Genomic DNA, 2,677 nt, shown 5'->3' on the forward strand with positions numbered 1-2,677 from the left:
GGATCGTGCTGACCAGCCGGCGCGGCGCCGACACCCCCGGCGCCGCCGAACTCCTCGCCGACCTGGCCGCGCTCGGGGTCGACTGCCGGGTGGCCCGGTGCGACGCGGCCGACCGGGCCGGCATGGCCGACCTCCTCGCCGACCTGCGCCGGGACGGCCCGCCGCTGCGCGCCGTGGTGCACGCCGCCGGGGTCAGCGAGGTGGTGCCGCTGGCCGAGACCACCCTCGAGGACCTGGCGTACGTGATCGGCCCCAAGCTGGCCGGCGCCGAACTCCTCGACGAGCTGCTCGACGGCGTCGAGCTGGACGCCTTCGTGCTGTTCTCCTCGATCGCCGCCGTCTGGGGCAGCGGCGGGCAGGGCGCGTACGCGGCCGGCAACGCGTACCTCGACGCGCTCGCCGAGCGGCGGCGGGCCCACGGGCTGGCCGCCACCTCGGTCGCCTGGGGGCCGTGGACCGAGTCCGGCATGTTCGGCGAGGACGCTCCGGAGCAGCTGCGCCGCCGTGGCCTGCGGGTGATGCCGCCGGGACTGGCGATGGCCGGGCTGCGGCACGCCCTCGCCGCCGGCGACACCTGCGTCACCGTCGCCGATGTCGATTGGGCCACCTTCCACCCACTCTTCACCGCGCTGCGGCCCAGCCCGCTCCTGGCCGACCTGCCGGCCGTCCGGGCGCTCGCCGCCCGACCCGCCGAGCCGGCCGGCCCGGCCGCCCCCACCGGCCGGGACCTGGTCGCCGAGCTGCGCCCGCTCCCCGCCGAGGAGCGGCGCGCCGCCCTGCTGGACATGGTGCGCACCGACGCGGCGAAGGTGCTCGGGCACCCCTCCGCCGACGCCGTGGACGCCGACCGGGGCTTCCTCGACCTCGGCTTCGACTCGCTCACCGCGGTGGAGCTGCGCAACCTGCTCACCGCGGCCACCGGGCACGAGCTGTCCACCACCGTGGTCTTCGACCATCCGACCCCGGCCGCCCTCGCCGACCACCTCTACGCGGAGCTGTTCCCCGACGAGGGCGACCCGGGCGAGGGCGGCGACGAGGAGACCGTCCGCCGGGTGCTCGCCGCGATCCCCCTGGACCGGCTGCGCCAGGCCGGCCTGCTCGACCAGCTGCTGCGCCTCGGCCGCGACACCGCCGGCCCGGCGCCGACCGTCGGGGCGCCGCCGGCCGCGCCGGAGGGCGAGATCCGCGACCTCGACGTCGCCGGGCTGGTCCGGATGGCCCTCGAAGGATCCGACTCGTGACCCGGCCGGCCGCAGGGAGGCCCCGATGAGTGTCTCACTGGACGAGGTGGTCGCCGCGCTGCGCGCGTCCCTCCTGGACAACCAGAAGCTCAAGCAGCAGAACCGGCAGCTCACCGACCGGCTCACCGAACCGGTGGCGATCATCGGGATGAGCTGCCGGTTCCCGGGCGGCGTCCGCTCGCCGCAACAGCTCTGGGAGCTGGTCGCCGAGGGCCGGGACGCGATGGCCCCGTTCCCCGCCGACCGCGGCTGGGACCTCGACGCGCTCTACGACACCGACCCGGACAGCCGGGGCACCTCCTACGTCCGCGACGGCGGCTTCCTGCCCGACGCCGGCGACTTCGACCCGGCCTTCTTCGGCATCAGCCCGCGGGAGGCCCTGGCCATGGACCCGCAGCAGCGGCTGCTGCTGGAGACCGCCTGGGAGGCGTTCGAGTCCGCCGGCATCGACCCCACCACGCTGCGCGGCGCGCCCACCGGCGTGTACGCGGCCACCAGCAGCCAGGGCGACTACGCCGCGCTGCTCACCGGCGTCGGCGGCGGGGTCGAGGGCTACCTCGGCACCGGCAGCGCCGCCGCCGTGGCCAGCGGCCGGATCGCGTACGCCCTCGGCCTCGAAGGGCCGGCGGTCACCGTGGACACCGCCTGCTCGTCGTCGCTGGTCGCGCTGCACCTGGCCTGCCAGGCGCTGCGGCTGGGGGAGTGCACCCTGGCCCTGGCCGGCGGGGTGTCGGTGATGGCCACCCCGACCGTCTTCGTCGAGTTCTCCCGGCAGCGCGGCCTGTCCACCGACGGCCGGTGCAAGTCGTTCGCCGCCGCCGCCGACGGCACGGGCTGGTCGGAGGGGGTCGGCATGCTGCTGGTCGAGCGGCTGTCCGACGCCCGCCGCCACGGTCACCCCGTGCTCGCCGTGGTCCGCGGCAGCGCGGTCAACCAGGACGGCGCGAGCAGCGGGCTGACCGCCCCGAACGGCCCCGCCCAGCGACGGGTCATCCGGCAGGCGCTGACGAACGCGGGACTCACCGCCGGTGAGGTCGACGTCGTCGAGGCGCACGGCACCGGCACCACCCTCGGCGACCCGATCGAGGCGCAGGCGCTGCTGGCCACGTACGGGCAGGACCGGGGCGACGCCGCCCCGCTGCTGCTCGGGTCGGTCAAGTCGAACATCGGCCACACCCAGGCCGCCGCCGGAGTGGCCGGCGTGATCAAGATGGTGCTGGCCATGCGGCACGGCCGGCTGCCGGCCACCCTGCACGTCGACCGCCCCACCCCGCACGTCGACTGGTCCGCCGGCGCGGTCGAGCTGCTGACCGAGGCGCGGCCGTGGCCCGACACCGGCCGGCCCCGCCGGGCCGGCGTCTCCGCGTTCGGGGTCAGCGGCACGAACGCCCACACCGTCCTCGAATCGGCCGCCCCCGAGGACACCGGCGGGACCC

At 76.8% G+C, this 2,677-nt stretch carries 2 protein-coding genes; both read left to right on the forward strand.

Features of this window, described 5'->3' with window-relative positions; genetic code table 11:
- A partial coding sequence (locus B0E53_RS35270) for a beta-ketoacyl reductase (protein ID WP_146167929.1) occupies positions 1 to 1,241 on the forward strand: 1,241 nt, incomplete at its 5' end.
- Between the two features lie 25 nt (positions 1,242 to 1,266).
- Positions 1,267 to 2,677 (forward strand): beta-ketoacyl synthase N-terminal-like domain-containing protein (locus tag B0E53_RS35275; protein WP_146167930.1); only part of this gene is annotated, 1,411 nt, incomplete at its 3' end.

The sequence above is a fragment of the Micromonospora sp. MH33 genome (assembly GCF_003013775.1).
Classification (GTDB): domain Bacteria; phylum Actinomycetota; class Actinomycetes; order Mycobacteriales; family Micromonosporaceae; genus Micromonospora; species Micromonospora fulviviridis.